Source organism: Saccharicrinis fermentans DSM 9555 = JCM 21142, from assembly GCF_000517085.1.
GTDB classification, from domain to species: Bacteria; Bacteroidota; Bacteroidia; order Bacteroidales; family Marinilabiliaceae; genus Saccharicrinis; species Saccharicrinis fermentans.
The window spans coordinates 1674326-1691233 of record NZ_KI912107.1; the positions used below are offsets into that span (position 1 = coordinate 1674326).

The window sequence follows — 16908 nt, forward strand, 5'->3', positions numbered from 1 at the left end:
AACCGATACTATTTAATTACTTTCCGATAATCCATCCGCGAAACCCGCATACGCATGTTTACGACTATACCCTTCAGTCCATAAACCAATAGGCTCGCCAGCTCTCCATGATGATTCAGCAGGACTATCGATCGGACTCCATACTGTAATACCGTACCGCTGATTAGCAGGAATCAATTCAAAGTATTTTTCGACTACAAACTGATACATATCTGCTTGAGACATATAATCTGCTTCAGTGGCAAGGGATGTCTGTTTATGATCACCCAGACCAACATCTAATTCAGAAACCTTTATTAACTTTCCTGTTTCGGCCAACAATTCAAACATTTGAATTATTTTATCCCTATCTGAATTTACATTAATATGCATTTGAGTTCCTATTCCATCAATAAAAACTCCCTGTTGTTCAATATAATCCACATATGCAATTAAGCCCTTACACTTATCAATATTATACGCTAGGTTATAATCATTAATAAACAAAACATCATCTGTATTACCATATTGTCGTGCAAGATTAAATGCCATGACAGCATAATCTTTCCCTAAATAATCCTGCCAATAAAAATGATCAGAATCCACTTCTTTACCTATACCAGATTTCAATTCATAAGGATTGCCATCATCCATTGGTTCATTAACCACATCCCAAGCTTTCACGTATTTTTTAGTAGCCAACATCATTTCCGAAATCCACTTTTCCAAAGCGTACGAAACGGTATCTCTTTTTTCTTCAGGTGTTTTTTCAATGATTTGTTCGACACTACTACCTTCACTAAGCTTTGTCAATTGAATATTATCAAAGTAATAATTCGTTGCCATGTTACCAAGGTTAAAAGCAATGGCACCAACACCTGAAACTTCATCTGAAATAGTTATTTCTTTTGTAAAATTACTCCATTCAGTGGTGGCATTGATAGAACCAAAAAAGTTCCAATATTTATAATTTCCCGGTGTAATATGTGCCTGAGTGCTGTAGGAGACATCTTCATCGGCTTTCACATCCATTGAGAGAATATACTTTTCACCGACTTCTGTAGCAGGAGAAAATGAAAGAAAAAACTGAGATTCCCAATCGTTATCTCTAACCGTAGGATTCCGTACTATTAATGCACGTCCTTTTCCCTCCGCTCCTTCACCATCATTAGAAAAAGATATTGAACTAGTCAGATCTATCTGATAATTAGAAGCATCTTCTGTTTCAAAATCGGCACCTGAAACTATATTCCATGATGGTCCTGCATTTGGATTATACTTGGCAATGGTAATATTATCAAAATAATAACTACCTGCATAAAGACCCAAATTTATGGCCAGTGCCCCAGCACCTTCATTATCTTCACTTATCACTATCTCTTTTGTAAATGTGGTCCAGCTAGTGGTCGCAGAAATAGAACCAAAAAAACTCCAGTGCTTATAATTACCTGGTGTTATGTGTGCCTGAGTACTACATGAGACCTCCATATCAGCTTTCACATCCATCGTAAGTCTATAGGTCTCACCTAACTCCATTGGTTCATCAAAAACAACAAAAAACTGCGTTTTCCAATCATCCGACTGAACAACAGTATTCGTCACCTTAATGGCTCTTCCTTCTCCATTGGCTCCTTCTCCATCCGTTGTCAATGAAACGATAGCATCACTACTACCCTCATAATTTGGAGCCTCATCTGTCTCGAAATTCTGGTCGGCTATTGGACTCCATTTCACCCCCCACTTGGAGGAATAATAGTAGGTGCAATAATATTATTCAGGTAAGTTGCATTTTGATTAGAATGCCAGCATAAGGTGTGTCCGTAAATAGTTATACCTGCCTGTTCTGCTGTTTCTACAAATTGCACAACACCCGCTAACTGTAAATCACCATTATTTGTTACAATTGCACCATGCTTCATGTTGTAACCAGCGGTTATCTCGTTAAAATTTGAAACAATATGGGCATACTGATATCCTTTCTTGTTAAAATCAGGCAAAGAAACACCAGCTCCCAAAATAAAGTCAGGGTGGCTTTCACGGCTGACGTACTCTTTTAATACATCATACTCTTTGAGATAATCATAATTCTGAATTTGTTCAGGCTTTTTGACATCATAGTCCAACAAACTTTCGTCTGCACAGGAAGATATTAGCACAATAGCCAATACTCCTAAACATATATTATTAAAATAATTCATGTGTCTAATTTTTATATTTCAACAGTCACATGGAACTTACCACAATAGCTATTAACGATGTAAAAAGACTATATGATGGCTTGTTTTATGTGTTAACTTTTTAATTCACGATATAATATGTATATATTTATTCTTTCATATATGAAGGACTGAAGTTTTCTGCAGCTACTCCTCTATCTCGCACCACAAGAGTATCTAGGGTAGCATATGTTTTACCTGCCACCTCAATAGTATAATCAAGATAAATAGCATTTCTATCTTTATCACCCCAGCTATTCTTCTCACCATTATTCACAAACTTACCGTTACCCGTAATAGTAAAACCACTGGTAGAAGTTGAAACAACACAATTATTTTCGTCATCAAAAGTAAGTAGCAAAGAACAGTTCTGATTTTCATCATTCACATTGCTTATGGAAATGGGAAATTCAACAGAATTCAGCGAAACTGTTGTTAGCTCACATAATTCATCATTCTCCACATAATCAGCTCGGCGCTCTAAAGTAGTACTTGCCCCATCTTGCAAAATCACATCCACTCCTCTTCTAAGATAAATCGCATGATATGGATTAATATATTTAACACAATAAAGAACATAATCTTTAGGAGCCACTTCCCAATCGCTGATATTACATTTAGAAGCATCATTTATTTTTGCTTCTCCCGAGAGAATAGAATCAGCATTTACAACCTTTGTCATTTCCAATGGTATTACATAAGTATTTCGAATAGCATCGGCATCCGCAAAAAAAGCATCGTTCAATTCTACCTCTACCCCCCCTTGAAAACTATGAGCCAGAGAAATTACATTACTGGCTAAAGAATAGTACTCTGCAGGCATAGCTTGTACTGAAGTTCCATCCTTAAAGTAAAGGTGGTCACATAATGCTTCATTAACCTCAATATCAATATCAATTTTCTTAGGGTTTGCATAAACCCCTCCCATCGTTGCATAAATCTTACATTTATGTGCATTATCCATACTATTATCCACTATATCATCTCCTAAAACAATTGTTCTTACCGGATATTGATAGGCAAAATACACGGTACTGTAGTCGTAGTTTTTAAAATCAACTTCTTGATTACTACAAGAAGTAATCAGTAAAGAGAATAGTATACCTGCCGTCGTTAAAAAAATATTATATCGTTTCATATACTCTAATTAATTACAAATTTTTAAGCCACTATTTCAGTGGAGCTATTAATATTTTTCTCTCTCGGGTCAAGACATATGTAATCTTGACTGTAAGGCGTTTTATTTTTTACAACGCTATAAATTGTTCTCAACATTTTATTTGACACATTATTCATAATTAAATAATGAGGTTTGCCCTCTAACTTTTTCTTTTCGTAATACAGCCTATATTCTTTATTGTGCTTGACAGCAGACTTAGCACCCATATAAAGGAGAGCCTTTAGTTTTCGATCTCCAAACGGGCTTATTTTTGCTTTGCCGACCATCTTTCCTGACGCATTGGGGAAAGGGCAAATCCCCACATATGAAGATGCCTTTCGAGCGGTGTCAATCACAAGAAAGTTCCCTGTTTTAATAATCAAATCCGTGGCTATAACAGGCCCTATTCCTTTTACGCTGACAACTAGTTCATAATTGTCGTTCAGTTCATTGTTTGCCGTTATTATAGCTTCTATTTCACTTTCTACTTCTTCTATCTCTTTGTTTAAATTGAATATAGCTTTATCTGCATATTTATGTGCACTTACGCTTTGTATGGGCACATTGGAACGACCGTGCTCTCCTGTTCTTAAAACCTTTCTTGCCTTCACTAATTGAGAACGCAGTGTATACAAACTTTTCAATTCAACTATCTCTTCTGAATCGTACTGCTTGTATTTTAACTTATCAAAGAATCGCTCTCCATATTCTCGTATTCTAGCGGCATCTATATCATCAGACTTTCCCTTTATCATACCTAGGCTATGCTTTATGGTATAACCCGGTATCAAGGCTATATCTATTCCTAACTGGTTGCATAAATAAACCAATAAGTCTCCATAGGAACCTGTATGCTCAACACACAATACGGCATCTTCTGATACGTTCTCTAAGAACTTTGATATGGCACTTAGTCTGTTCTTCACTTGTTTCTTCTTTTCTTTTCCATTCTTGTCAATAAAGTTTACATCAAACTTTTCCATTGATAAATCAATTCCATATACTTGCATAAACATTTTGTTTTATGCTCCGTATTGAGTGGCTAACATCGTGATAGTGGGTTCTGCCCTAAATACTCTCTGGCTTTTACTCAATAATCTGCTGTTCTTAATATGAAACTTAGATTCAATCTATCTGTTTAATAAAGTTAACGCAGCAGATGGAGCTTTTTAACCAATATAAGGGTATTATTTCTTATTCATTTCTAATAATATTTTACGTACCACAAACTAACGATCTGTTTAAAATTTATATGAAGGTTCAAAATCACCAACCTGCATTTTGTTCCAATGCACTCCATTTTTGTATCTCACCATACGGGATGGGGCCATGATACATATAAGGTTTATAATTTCTGGTTTCTACATCTATGGGTGTAAAAATTAATTTACCATCTACCTTATCAATCTGCATACCTCTGGCTGTTTCATTTAAATCAGCCACTTTCCAACGCCGCAGATCCCAAAAGCGATGATTCTCGAAACATAACTCTATACGTCTTTCATTTCTAATGAGTTCCCTCATCATATCCTGATCACTTTTAATAGATTCCAGATACAAATCATCACTATCAATTCCAGCCCTTTGGCGTATGGCCTTTACCACATCATAAGCAGAATACGAACTAGCACCTCCTGTGCCTGTAGGTCCCCATGCTTCGTTGGCGGCTTCAGCGTAAGCCAAAAATATTTCGGTATATCGAATACGGGCGGTATAGTGCTTTTGCTCCGTATTAAATTCCGGGTCTGGATTACAATCTGATCGTAACAGTTTTCGAAGATAATAACCAGTACGCGTCGAGTATCCATTATCCTTATTAAGTCCATTGGAATTGTTGCTATATGTGCCCGTTACGATAACTTCATCACCCGAACCCTGCTCACTTTCATTAAGCACAATATATTTTTCCAAGCGAGGATCTCTGTTGAAATAAGGATTTTCAGGATCGTAACTCACGTCTGAGATAGGATAGCCATTACGCATAGGAAAAGCATCCACCAAATTTTGTGTAGGATTAATCCTTCCATTACCAAATAAAGATGGTGGAAAGTTCTCTTTCTCCAATTCATTACTTGACTCCATGGTACTTCTCCAAATAATCTCAGATGGCGCAACCCCAGCATCCAAATTATCTATATCATCATTGGAATACCATGTATTACCATTCATATCTAACCCCGCCACACCATTGATTCGGTTTAAGACTAGAGCTGCATATCCGGCAGCATCTTCATAACCAATATCTGTTCCGGCCTGATATGCAGGACTTGCAGCCAACAAAGCTATTTGCGCTTTCACAGCTTCTATAATACGACCACTTATTCTACCCCTTATATGATTACCATTCGCTCTGTTATAGTCACCTGCATTGGTAACTCCCAGACTCTTATATTTTTCAGGTATCTCACTATCGCCAATATCTCCATAATCCAAAGGCAGTAAATCAATAGCCATATCAATATCTGCAAACATTTGATTCACACACTCTTGAAAAGTATTACGAGGAACATTAAAGTTAGAGACTGCAGTTTCCGGCTCTGTTCGAATTGTTGTTCCCAATAGGCGACCATCATCTGACCATCCACCATGCGCCAATAAAAGATAATACATATGCAAAGCGCGAAGTGCATAAGCCTCTCCTTTGAGACGATCATTAAACATGGTATTAATCGCCTCATTTTGACTATACAAAACCTCATCGGTTCTTTCTAAAAACAAATTGATATATTGAATAGCATTTTGCCTTCCTTCCCATTGTGACAATGGATTGCTCTGCGAGCTCCATGATCCAGTAGCCATTGCCAAATAATAATTATTGATATCATTTGATACAGCATTATCCGTAGCCACGTCACTACCCGGATTGGATGAATATGGAAGCAAGATATAAGCATTTGCCAATATTCCCTGTGCATAGGCAGGTTCTTTATCCATGGCATCCAAATCCCTAATATTCTCTATAGCAGGCTCAAACACATCATCACAAGATGTTATCACCAACATAAGAACTAAAAATTTAAATATATTTTTCATATGATTAAATTTAATTTTCAATGATCATATAAAACTCACCAAAATCCATCAAATCTCTGTGCAAGAGATACTTAATTACGGTTCGTTTCATAACTATTTTTTAATTTATCAATTCTTTAAAAGACAGCTTTGATACCAAAGTTATAGAAACGTGTTTGGGGCGCACGACCAACACTCATCTCCAGAACTTCGCGTTCATTGGAAATTGTTAACAAGTTTGAACCACTTACATAAGTTGATATTTGCTGAAAAACAATTTGATTTAAAATGCTTTTGGGAATATTATATGTAATTTGCACCTTGGCTAAATTAAAATAATCGCTTTTATATAACCAGTAATCTGAATTACGGAAGTTATTATCACCTGATTCCGTTGTTAACCTGGGAAAAGTAGCGTTTTCCTTGTTATCTTCAGACCAACGTCCACGTACCACCTCTGAATACTTATCATTTCCTGAAATCCAGTAGTACGCACTATTCTTCATTCCATATGCCCCAAAACTCCCAGTTCCCAAGGCAAATAGACTTACGTTTTTCCACTTTGTTGTTAAATGAATACCAGTGGTGAGAGGTGCACCATACCATCCCCCTTTCCCAAGAAATACCTGATCCTGATTATCAATTATTCCGTCCTTATTTTGATCAGCATATTTTATATCACCGGGTTGTAAAGATCCTCCGAACTTTTGTTCAGGAGCATTTTCAATCTCTTGCTGGCTTTGAAATAAACCCAAACTCTCTAGCCCCCATATACCATCAATAGCTTTTCCTTTTCTATTTTGGTATTTCCACTGATTCATCTCATCTCTTTGTTTTGCTTCTGATGAATAATAGGAGGCTGCAATGCCCAATGATAAGTCGAACTCCCCAATTTGTTTGTTATAATTAACACCAACATCAAATCCAATACGTTTATCCTGGTTATAATTTATAATAGCACTATTAAAGGATGCTTGCGGATAACTGGTAGAAAAATAACTAGGATATACAGTTGAAGGCTCAATAATACCTCCATCTGTCGAAATAACAAAAAATGAAGTATTTATATCTACTTTTTTGTTCCATAATGAAGCTGCTAAGTGGGCTGATAATTCTTTTCTTTTCACGTAGGTAAGCTCATCGTTGGCACCTCTTTTAGAGTTCGTTGATCTCTCTGCAATTCCGTCTAACCAACCCCAGTAAGCACCCTCTGCTTGATCAAAGCTAACAGTATAAAGATAATAATCTTCGATATCCAAATCGGAATGCAAAATACTTCCTGACATACTCAACACCATATTGTCCACCACAGAAGAATGGGCCATAAAGCTCTCTTCACTTATTCGCCAACCAATAGTGGCAGAAGGAGATAACGCATCTCTATTCCCCACTGGTAACTTGGCCGAATGCACCACTGCAGCACTAAAGTCTGCATAATATTTTTCTCGATAATTATATTCCAATTGTAACCCTAAATTCGCATTCCCAATAGCATGATATTCTTCAGATTCCTTCTGCTGCCATCCCGAAGCCAAAAGCCTAGCATCAAAGCTATGCCTCTCATTTATTTTGGTTTGATAGTTCAAGCATCCGGACAGCAGCATCGTTTGCATACTGTAACTATTAGAAATGTTTTGATTACCCGATTTCTTATCCGTATTCACCTTCTGAGACAATTCCACGTAATCTCTTCCATTATAATCTCTCCAGCTGGGCAAATAAACCGCATAAGTATTGTCATAAGAAGTAACGTACGACGTAGAATAATCAACCGCAAATTGAGTTTGAAATGACAAACCTCTCAATAAGTTCTTAAGATCAAAATCCAAGCCCGTATCAAATTGAAACTTACGACTGGTCCACTTCTTATGGCCTGCGGCATACGAATCAGCAAAAACATTGGTCATATCACTTTGTGTGCCAGCCAAAAAGTATTTATCACCGATGATATTATCGCTATTATTTACGAAATTCCAGGACACTTTATCATTGGTATCTATGTAACTTGTAGGAATCAATGGAGCAATACGATTTGGTCTCAATCGGGTTGCATACGTCCAATAATCATCCGTAACATTATCACCATCATTACCATCTGTCACATTTGCACTTCGTGCATTATAAAAAGTAGCATTGGTATTGATATAGGCTTTTATGTTTTCATTAAGTTTCAGATCAATATTACCTCGAACATTTAAGCGATTTATATTATTATTTTTGGCTTCACCAAAATTTACAAGATCACCCATTGAATAAAAACCAATGTTAGAATAAAATTTTGCACGCTCATTACCTCCTGTTATCTCAGTATTAACATCAGTTCTATTATATGCATCTCTAATATAATCTGAAGAATAAAAATCTACATTAGGATAACGGTAAGGATTAATTCCTGAACCATAATGATAGATATCTTCCTGGCTGTACTGGGCATTTAATCCATCATTTTCAAGAGCTTCATTATAAAGTGTCATATACTCAGCAGAACCAAGGTACTTAGGATAGCTCTTTGCAACATGCCAACCTGTATTGGCACGCACTGAAATATGAAGTCCCTCCTTCCTTCCTCTTTTTGTGGATATATAAACAACACCTTTAGCTGCTCTACTACCATATAAAATCACTGCTGAAGCACTCTTTAGAAAAGAAATATTTTCAATTTCGGAGGGTTGAACATCACTAGCATCGCGTGGCACACCATCAATCATTACTAAGTAACCATCCATACCCCACAGAGAATTACCCGTAAATCCCGCAACATATCCCTGCATGTTATCTAAACTATAAGTATTATAATTTACTTTTGTTAACTCTTCCATATTAATAAAGGAAACACCTCCAAGCAAGTCATTTTGCGACACTTTTTCGTAAGCAACTTGCACCAGAGGGTTTTTATTTATATTTAACGAATCAGCTTCATTTTCTACAATTACCTGGGCATCAACCATCAATAAAGGAACCCAAACAACCAATGTTAGTAAAATGAATCTTATTTGTATATATTTCATTTTTTATTCGTTTAAAATTTCACATTATCATATTTAGATTAAATTACCACCCTGGATTCTGCTTAAATTCCGGATATAAAGAAACATCGGATACTTTAAAAGGAAACCAATAATGTTTAACTCCAAACTGACGTGTCAAAATAGTTTCTTCTCTAAAATTTGCTACTTGGGCATCTTTACAATCATTTGTTTTATACCAATCATCTGATTCAACACGATCGAATTCCTGAGAAGTTTTAATATTATAAGGATACTCAGTCAATAATAACCAACGTTGCAAATCATGAAAACGAAAACCTTCACCTGCCAATTCAACTGCTCTTTCTCTTCTTATTTCATCCATAAACTTATTATTATCACCCAGATAGCTCTGATTCACATGTCCTGCTCCAACACGATCACGTAGGGTATTGACTGCATCTTCAGCTGTTTTATCAAACGTTGAAGAAGAGGCACTGGCTCCTCCCGTTGCAGCACAAGCTTCGGCATACATTAAATACACATCGCCCAATCGCATATATGGTAAATACGTCTGTATACCATTTCCCCAACTATAAGCATTGTCATATTTGTTACATTCGTGCGGTGCAAATTTTTGCATAAAATATCCGGTACGACTCCCATTACTTACCCCTCTCATGGTACCACCGGTATGCAACCCGGCATATCGTAAGTGTTCATCCTCTGGTTTTATGGATGCATTCACATACTTGAATCCATCAACTATGATATCATGATAAAAACGAGGATCTCTATCTTTAAAAGGGTAGTTAGGATCATAACCAGATTCCGGATCATCCAAAGGCAAACCGTTGGCCATACCGTAATTATGTACATAATTGGCTGTGGGATGATGAATAATATTATCATGTTCAACCAAACCATTTACTTTAGGCCCCCATGTTTTCAAAAAGTTCCATGCCGAACCATTACTAGACCATACAGGGCCACGAAAAATAGCTTCTGCTGCTCCGGGCATGAGGAAACTTTGGCCTCTGGTATAAAATATATCAGAATAAGAATAACCATCACCAGCTTTTTTATGATTATAGATATCTTCATAATCAAAACCAGCCAGTTCATATTGACTTTGCGCACTCTCCACTAAATTCAGCAATTGTCCCAAAGCATCTGCCGCTTTGCTACAATAATCCACATCATAATTATAAGTGTTAGCACCTCCCACTTGGGCACCATTTTTCACCAATGGACTCCCTACCCACAAATAATTCTTTCCCAAATAGCCCAGGGCCATTATCTTATTAATTCGCAATTGATTTTTGCCAGTAGAATTAGCTCCTGCCGAAGTTTTATCCCAATCGATGGGTAATAAATCAGCTGCTTTTTTAAAGTCGGCACCCGCTTTATCTGCACACTCTTGGAAACTTAATCTTGGTAATTCTAAGCTTGCTGTAGATGATAATACCTCATCAACATATGGCAGACCTCCAAAAAATTGCATTAATTCAAAATGCCACCAAGCTCTAAAAAAGTACAATTGTCCTTCAATCAGCTTCTTCTCTTCATCAGTAGCTTCTGTTAATCGATCCAGATTTTCTAAACCCATATTGGCTTTTCGAATACAATACCATGCATGTGACCATAGACGATGATCAAACTTATCATTTGAAGTTGGGTCTGCTCTTGAAGCATCCAACCAACTATGTTCTGAATTTTGCCATGCCCAAAAATTACCTTGATCGATTTGATTACACATCATACTATTGGCATCCGAAGTAACATTAAATATTTCATCATCACCCCAATTATACGACGTTACCCAATAGTACTTTTGCTTAGAAGGTATGCAATTATATATTTCTTCTATAAATCCCTGAAAATTTGTAAAATTTTTAAAAGCTACTTCTTCCGATATAATTGATTCAGGATCTCTATCCAGATAATCTTCACAGCTATACAATACAGCCATTAAAGCTAGTATGCCGCAAAACAGAAAAGTTTTATATATATTTTTCATATGATTATAATTAAATTTTCAAAGGTCATATGGAACACGCCAAAAATCACTATCTCCATGTGTGTGAAATATTTACATGGCTCGTTTCATATGATTAAAAATTATAAAGTAAACCTAACGCCTAAACAATAACGTTTCATGGTTGGATATGCTCCCTGCTCACCACTACCAGCAAAATTAGATTCTCGGTCATCGGGCATTTTTGAGCTTACCCATAGATTATTTCCATTGACGTAAATTTTCATATTGCTTAAACCTACCTTACTTAACTTAAGACGACTGAAAGTATAGGCTATTTCTGCATTTTTAAGACGTATATATGAACCATCATATAAGTATTGAGTACCTTGATTATAAGCAGAATTAGGCTTAGAATAATAGCGAGGAACCGTAATATCGGCCGCTGTATGGTCTTGAGACCACCATGTACCCAAATCGTAGACAGTATTCATTCCACTACCGAAACTAGTCAATGGAATTGACCGAGAAACATTATTAACCCCATAAAATTGAACGAAAGCACTAAAACCCTTCCACTCTAGCCCCAATGTTCCATTGTAGGTATTTTGAGGAACATTTGAATAACCATAAGGAATCTGATCGTTTATATCAATTACACCGTCACCATTAAAGTCTATAATATAATAATCTCCCGGAAGTCGTTGATCATCACTGACACTATGCTGCGGACTACCATAAAGCTGGTCATAATTATTCAAAAAGCCATCATCCACATATAGCCTAGATTGATCTATACTAAAACCAGCTTGTTTTTGATAGTCTGGTAATAAATAAGCATCATCTCTTTCAACAATCTTATTCTTAGCCTGTGTCATATTCATATCAGCCCACACACGCAAACCATTGACAAACTTTTTATTTATCCTAAGTTCGAGTTCAAATCCATGTGTATGTACCTCACCCATATTTGCTGTTGGTGGTTCGTTACCGAAATATGAAGGAACAGCACGGTCCTTCCCATCAATTAAAATATCCACCCGTTTGTCCTCAAAATATTCAAAGTTACCTGCAACCAGCCCTCCTAAAAATGCATAGTCGACTCCAACATTCAATTTTCTCACTGTTTCCCAGGAAACATCCGGATTCCCAATACCAGTTTCTCTATACCAGGTATACGAACTCTGACTACGATCAAGTCCCATTGGAGTATGCCCAAGGTCTCCGCCTCCTAATGCCCATTGAGTCATATACATAAATCGAGGGCCATAGTCATCTCCAATTTCACCATATGAAGCTCTTACTTTAAGCATATCCAAAAAACTGAGATCTTGCATAAACGATTCCTCAGAAACCATCCAACCGATGGCTCCAGAATTAAAAAATCCAAATCGATATTCCTTCCCAAACTTTTCTGAGCCATTATATGCACCATTATATTCCAAGAAATATTTAGATGCCCAATTATAAGTGGTACGGAAAGCCCAATCTTCTCTATAAATAGGAACAATACTACCTACTGCATTTTTTTTACGACTAAAAAGCCCCATTGCTGTAACGCTATGCTGCCCAAAAGTTCGATTCCAGTCCAGCTGAAGCTGATAAGCCATATTTCGTAAAGTATTTGAATTTCTCACTTCTCCGCCTTCTGTTTTCCATAAAACAGGTTGTGCAAAATCAAAAAAGTTATTTGGGTCATACGCTTGTTTATAAGTAACAAGACCCGTTTGAGGATCAATATATTTTGACTGAGAATCATTGTACAAATCATTCACTCCTCTTTTGTATTCCACAAAATTATTATCCCAAGAGATAGTACCTTTTGCACCCAAACCATGGGTTATAAAATCCAAATCCTGTTTTAATACAAAATCAGTATTAATTCGAGTGGTTGTAGTTAGCATAGCTCCAGATATGGACAAAGTTTGCGCTGAATTACTTACATTCGATATATCTGGATAAAAGCCCCACGAACCATCGGCATACTTTGGTAGAAATACATCAGGTGCAATACGATAAGCACCAGCCCATTGCTGAGCTACCCCCCAGTCTTCGGATGAAGTTTGATCCCATGGTGTTTTTTTGTACCCTGTAGAACCTGCCAGATTCATACTAAAAAAAGTATGCTCAGCTAATTGAAAGTCCAGATTACTTCGCACATTTAAACGGTTATAACCATAACCTCCATCATAACCTCTACCATTATCGTATACCTTAAACAAGTCACCTTCATGGGTAAAATCGACCGAAGTAAAATACTTAACAGATTCTGACCCCCCGGAAACATTCACATTGGCATTATAAGCCATTGCATAATCCTTAAAAAGCGCATCTTGCCAATCCACATTGGGATAACGTTCCTTTTGTTCCAGTGTGGTCTGATTCCGATAGTTATCAATAAAATCTTGTGATCTAATATAATTCCAGGAATCAGGACTAATCCCAAGTTCATGTTCAATAGCAATATTTCTAGCTATTAGAGCATCATATGCGTCTAGTTTGTTTGGTAATTTTGAGGGGACTTTCATTGTTGAATTGACTGAAACATCTATTCTAGCAGATCCTTCATTCCCTCGTTTGGTAGTAATCAAAATAACGCCATTAGCCCCTTGTACACCATAAACAGCTGTAGCGGAAGCATCTTTTAACACAGAAATAGATTGTACAGACCCCACATCCACAGTACTCATAGGCCGTTGAACACCATCAACCAATATCAATGGTTCGCTGTTATTCCACGAGCTTGCAGAACGAATAATGATCATGGGATCCTCCTCGCCAGGCATACCTGAACTGGCCATAGTAGTAACACCTGGTAGATTTCCTGTTAAAGCTGAACCAACATTGCTTACACCAGCAGACCGTTCTAAAACTTTTCCTGTTGTTTGCGTAATTGCACCTACCACACTTTCTTTCTTCTGCTGACCATAACCTACAACAATGGTTTCACCCAACAGTGTTGCTTGATCAACCAGCAAGACTTTAAGTGTTGACATATTGGTAACATCAATCTCTTGCGTCTCCATTCCTATAAAAGATACAACAATAGATTGTTCCCCAGAAGGTATTATTAAGGAAAATTTACCATCATAATCCGTAATAACACCAACCGTTGTTGATCCTTTTAACATCACGGTTGCTCCAACAACTGGAGTCCCATCACTATCCACTACCTCACCGCCTAAAGTTCTGGATGCTTGTCCAAAAGCAAATGCAGAATAAACAACAAACATCACAAGAAATATGGTTCTTGAAATTTTATTTATATGATTATTGTTATCTTTCAAAGGCCATATATATGCCACAGGAATCACTCTCTCGAATGAAATAAGCATTCTCATAGCTCGTTTCAGACTATTGTGTAAGGATTTCTTTTTGCTGAATAAATTATTTGTTTTTCTCATTTTTTCTCAAAATTTAATTAGCACGCGAGTTTGCATTTCACTTTATATGAAATACTTTTCCTCAGTAAAACCCTTAAACCTTTTGTAATAGATTCTTTTGAGAATTTGAAAAAGAAGGTCAGAACTTTGCAAATACTCATTTTTTTTGATTTTTAACATAGATTTACGTTTTTGATTATTTTTTAACCCTTTCCGTTTTAAACTGACAATCCCTCACAACAGTTAATTGTCTCAAATTATTAATATCCTTTTTTTGAAGCGTATAAACCTACTGTGGTTCCCGTAAAGCCATAAGACTGAGCTGTTGACAAATAGTAAGCGTCAATTTCGGAAGCCATTGTAATCCATTGACTAGAGGACGATAGCTTATAAAGAAAACTGAAACCCAATCCATCAGAAACAATTTTCAAGTCGATTGCATCATTCATATTTAATAATTTCCTTTCCGCAAGAATATCCACACCATCTTCCTTCACTTTTATCAATTGAATAACAGGAGTGTTATTTTTTAAAGTAACGGCACATAAATATTGATGCGTTTCGTCCTTATACAATAACAAACCAGCACATTCGGATTCTGATTTTGGGGTAAAATACATTTGAGTAGCACATTCAAACTTATGATGCTGTAACCTACGAGCTATAAAAGCAGGTTTTTGAAGTTCTTTAGACGAAACATTCGCACACTTTAATGTTAAGAATCCGGGGTTCTCAACCAAAGAGTATAAATGAGAGATATCTCCTCTTAATGACATCCATTCCATACCCAAATGAAGGTCATCAAATTCGTCCACTTTATTAACATTTCCGAATGTAACCACCGAATCTCTTGGAATATTTTCCATTTGAACAATTCGTGGGATTAATTCATTTTCTTTGGTAATAAAAGGAAAGCCATCTTTCCCCCATCTCACCGGCATCAAAAAACTTTCTCTACCGAGATTTTCAAACCTATTAAAAAGGGGGCGACACGCTAAAAAAACCGCCCACCACTCACCATTTACTTTCTGAATTAAATCTGCATGACCAGCACAGGTAATAGGATACTCACGATCTTTATCCAGGTGCCTTTGGGTTAAGATCGGTTCTTTTTTAGGCATAAAATTTCCCCACGGAGAATCTGACTTAAAGATTACTTCCCGATGATCTACCGAAGTACCTCCCTCTGCGCACATTAAAAAATATTTACCATGAATTTTATACATATGAGGTCCTTCAATCCATATCGGTTTTTCTGCTATGTTAACTCCGCCATTTACCAGCATTAAGCTAGTACCCAAAGTGACATCCTTATCCGCATCAAACTGCGTAATTCTAATAGCTCTATGTCCCTGATACAAGGAGCCGCCATCAGGAACATCATTATTCACTATATAGGCCTTTCCATCATCATCAAAAAAGAAAGAAGGATCAATTCCATGCACATCAGGTAGCCATATTGGATTAGACCATGCTCCAAAAGGATCTTTCGTTTTAACAAAGAAATTTCCTTTTTTAATATTAGTGGTAATCATATACCACGTTTTATTATGTGGATTATAAGAAATCGCAGGTGCAAAAATACCTTCACTGGTTCGTTGTCCTTCTAAAGGTAATTGTTCATGCCGGTCTAACACATGCCCTATTTGTTTCCAATTCATTAAGTCAGTACTATGAAAAATAGGAACTCCCGGAAAATAGGAAAAAGTAGAATTTACCATAAAAAAGTTTTTTCCATCAGAACCAACACTTGGGTCAGAATACCATCCCGGTAAAATTGGATTATAGTAATAATCACTATCAGGAAGAGCATGATGAATATAAAAATCGTCATTACCACTATAACTGAAGTAATCAAAATGAGCCACTAAATGATCTGCGACAAACTTTGGTTTCTCTTCAGAAACCAGGGTACAAGACATTATTAAAAGCAAAATTGATATTGCTATAGATACTTTCTTTAATAATAAATGGTGACTACTAATATTTTCAATTACCTGATTCATCATTTGACTATATTTTATATAGATTCATTCTTAAGGCCTATTTATTTGGCCTTTCAAATATAAGTTAGAAGGCACTTGTAGGCTTTTGATTCTGGATATATGATTTATAAATTGAGATATTCGGGATAGAAAAAAGGTCATCTCATTTGAGACAACCTTCTTTTGTATAACACATTACAACATGGGTTCATATAAAATGAACTATTCAA

Annotated in this window: 9 protein-coding genes; all 9 read right to left on the minus strand. The window is 36.4% G+C overall.

The window, feature by feature from the left end; genetic code table 11:
* Positions 1-12: 12 nt before the first annotated feature.
* Entirely contained in the window at positions 13-1713 is a 1701-nt protein-coding gene (locus tag CYTFE_RS28495) for an endo-1,4-beta-xylanase (protein ID WP_052343046.1), read from the minus strand.
* Entirely contained in the window at positions 1710-2177 is a 468-nt protein-coding gene (locus CYTFE_RS0106755) for an endo-1,4-beta-xylanase (RefSeq protein WP_027471196.1), read from the minus strand. Before CYTFE_RS0106755 ends, CYTFE_RS28495 begins: the two co-directional genes overlap by 4 nt.
* A gap of 127 nt (positions 2178-2304) precedes the next feature.
* On the minus strand, positions 2305-3333 hold the full coding sequence (locus CYTFE_RS0106760; RefSeq protein ID WP_027471197.1) for a DUF5627 domain-containing protein: 1029 nt from the start codon (positions 3331-3333) through the stop codon (positions 2305-2307).
* Positions 3334-3356: 23 nt separating this feature from the next.
* Complete coding sequence (locus tag CYTFE_RS0106765; RefSeq protein ID WP_044262557.1) at positions 3357-4364, minus strand: IS110 family RNA-guided transposase; 1008 nt, start codon at positions 4362-4364, stop codon at positions 3357-3359.
* Positions 4365-4620: 256 nt separating this feature from the next.
* Entirely contained in the window at positions 4621-6387 is a 1767-nt protein-coding gene (locus tag CYTFE_RS0106770) for a RagB/SusD family nutrient uptake outer membrane protein (protein ID WP_027471198.1), read from the minus strand.
* 116 nt (positions 6388-6503) lie between these two features.
* Complete coding sequence (locus CYTFE_RS0106775) at positions 6504-9374, minus strand: SusC/RagA family TonB-linked outer membrane protein (RefSeq protein ID WP_027471199.1); 2871 nt, start codon at positions 9372-9374, stop codon at positions 6504-6506.
* Positions 9375-9417: 43 nt separating this feature from the next.
* A complete protein-coding gene (locus tag CYTFE_RS0106780; protein ID WP_027471200.1) occupies positions 9418-11352 on the minus strand; it encodes a RagB/SusD family nutrient uptake outer membrane protein in 1935 nt (644 codons plus the stop codon).
* A gap of 101 nt (positions 11353-11453) precedes the next feature.
* A complete protein-coding gene (locus CYTFE_RS0106785) occupies positions 11454-14714 on the minus strand; it encodes a SusC/RagA family TonB-linked outer membrane protein (RefSeq protein ID WP_235208300.1) in 3261 nt (1086 codons plus the stop codon).
* Positions 14715-14953: 239 nt separating this feature from the next.
* A complete protein-coding gene (locus CYTFE_RS0106790) occupies positions 14954-16702 on the minus strand; it encodes a glycoside hydrolase family 43 protein (RefSeq protein ID WP_027471202.1) in 1749 nt (582 codons plus the stop codon).
* Positions 16703-16908: the final 206 nt, after the last annotated feature.

Excerpts from the sequence above, each read along its gene's own strand:
- CYTFE_RS0106755 (WP_027471196.1), bottom strand. The coding sequence starts at position 2,177 with ATGAATTATTTTAATAATATATGTTTAGGAGTATTGGCTATTGTGCTA.
- CYTFE_RS0106760 (WP_027471197.1), bottom strand. The coding sequence starts at position 3,333 with ATGAAACGATATAATATTTTTTTAACGACGGCAGGTATACTATTCTCT.
- CYTFE_RS0106765 (WP_044262557.1), bottom strand. The coding sequence starts at position 4,364 with ATGCAAGTATATGGAATTGATTTATCAATGGAAAAGTTTGATGTAAAC.
- CYTFE_RS0106770 (WP_027471198.1), bottom strand. The coding sequence starts at position 6,387 with ATGAAAAATATATTTAAATTTTTAGTTCTTATGTTGGTGATAACATCT.
- CYTFE_RS0106775 (WP_027471199.1), bottom strand. The coding sequence starts at position 9,374 with ATGAAATATATACAAATAAGATTCATTTTACTAACATTGGTTGTTTGG.
- CYTFE_RS0106780 (WP_027471200.1), bottom strand. The coding sequence starts at position 11,352 with ATGAAAAATATATATAAAACTTTTCTGTTTTGCGGCATACTAGCTTTA.
- CYTFE_RS0106785 (WP_235208300.1), bottom strand. The coding sequence starts at position 14,714 with ATGAGAAAAACAAATAATTTATTCAGCAAAAAGAAATCCTTACACAAT.
- CYTFE_RS0106790 (WP_027471202.1), bottom strand. The coding sequence starts at position 16,702 with ATGATGAATCAGGTAATTGAAAATATTAGTAGTCACCATTTATTATTA.